Origin of the sequence: Hoylesella buccalis ATCC 35310 (assembly GCF_000177075.1) — a bacterium.
GTDB classification, from domain to species: Bacteria; Bacteroidota; Bacteroidia; order Bacteroidales; family Bacteroidaceae; genus Prevotella; species Prevotella buccalis.
In genome coordinates this window covers 1-1,612 of sequence record NZ_ADEG01000056.1, presented here as the reverse complement: position 1 = coordinate 1,612, position 1,612 = coordinate 1, and the positions used below count along the sequence as shown (strand labels likewise).

Here is a 1,612-nt window from a genome sequence, read left to right as displayed (position 1 = left end):
GTAACTATTCAGCAATAGCCATACGCCATCTCCCATCCTACAATGATAGGATGGTGCTGATGGCATTGAGTTGTGATTGATGGTTCTTCCATGCAGTGTCTGAGATTGAATGTATGGCAAAGAAAGCATCAGCTCCACTGTCAGACCTAAATGTCCCGGAGATTTTCTGCTTTATCTTTAGTTTTCTGATTCCCCTTTCGCTAGCATTGTTGTCAGATGGTATTCTCGGATTCTCCAGGAAGTTGAATATGTAATCCCTGCATTTGAAGAGCCCTTTGCGCATCCTCTCGAAATGGTCTTTAAGATGGAGAAGGTTGACTTGCAGCAAAGTGTCTAATTTTTCAAGCCACGTTTTCTTTTCTATTACATCCGTAGGATGTTCATTCCTTTCATGGATGGCTTTCCGTAACAGGTCTGCCACATCTTTAGACCAGTTCTGTTTGGGGTCAAGTTCCGTCAGATACTCAAGCTCGCGCAAAAGATGGGCCAGACATACCTGGTGGTCAAGGAAGTTGAGCACAAAATAGGCACTATGCCTGTCTGTTACGGCTACCATGTTTTTCAAGGATTCGCCGAATTTGTCCTCAAGGACTTTTGAGGAACGGCCTGTAGCGCGAAAACAGAGTGTAATGTATGCCGTCTGTGCTATCCATGCCCAGTTTAGTTTCTTGTTGTTGTAACAGCCAGACTCGTCAAAGCCTACAATGACGGATTTCTTCAGCATCTCCTCAAGCAACGAGATGGCCGGCTTTGACTTTCTCATGGCCTCCTGTACTATGTTCCTTATAGTTCCCTGGCTCATGTGTACCGAGAATATCTCAGCCATAAGTGAGGCCAGCCGTTCGTACGGAACACACTGTACGACGTTCAAGTATGTCACGATGGCTCTAATGTTACGGCCGAAGACAATCTGATTTCCACGTTTGCGTGGCGTATAGCCTTTGTTGCAGCATCCGCAAGTGCAAACCTTCTTGTAGTGGCGGTATTCTGTCACTATAGGAGTCATCGTCGGCAAATCAACAACTTGGCTGACATAATCGAGTTCCTTTTCAATATCTGACAGGTCACGTCCGCACTCGCGACAGGAATCGCTTCCGCATTCCTCTATCACATCAGGAACTGCGACCAATTCCTTTAAATGCCCCTCATGCCCCGGCTGTCCGCCAGGCTTGAGTCCGCTTTTCCTCCGTAACGAATTTGTGCGTCGAAGTGCCTCGTCTTTCATGGGTTCTTTGGAAGGCGGTGTACTACTGTTGTTTGAGTTCTTCTTTGGTTCCTCGTATTTCTCCAGTTGTTTGCGCAAGGTACGGTTCTCTGCCCGCAATTTTTCCACAGTGCGGCGCAAATTGACATTCTCTGTATGCATCGCATCCATGACCTCCCGCATTGATGCCATCTCAGAAGTCAGCCTTTTAAACGCTTGTGATATGTCCGTAACTTGCTCATTCATAAGCACAAAGGTACGAAAAATATTTGATATATGCAAGTAAAAAAAGTACGTATCTTATTGACAATCAAAGACTTTTTATATTTCGGATAACTGTATTCTGAGCGATAGTCAAGTTAGTGCTGAGACAGAATTTATCATGAACAATATTGCTGAATAGTTACC

1 protein-coding gene is annotated in these 1,612 nt (G+C 45.0%); it reads right to left on the bottom strand.

Translation table 11 applies throughout. From position 1 onward, the window contains the following. Window positions 1-37: 37 nt before the first annotated feature. Window positions 38-1,375, bottom strand: a complete 1,338-nt coding sequence (tnpC, locus tag HMPREF0650_RS05970; protein WP_004349167.1) for an IS66 family transposase — start codon at window positions 1,373-1,375, stop codon at window positions 38-40. Window positions 1,376-1,612 lie beyond the last annotated feature (237 nt).

Excerpts from the sequence above, each read along its gene's own strand:
- tnpC (WP_004349167.1), bottom strand. The coding sequence starts at position 1,375 with ATGGATGCGATGCATACAGAGAATGTCAATTTGCGCCGCACTGTGGAA.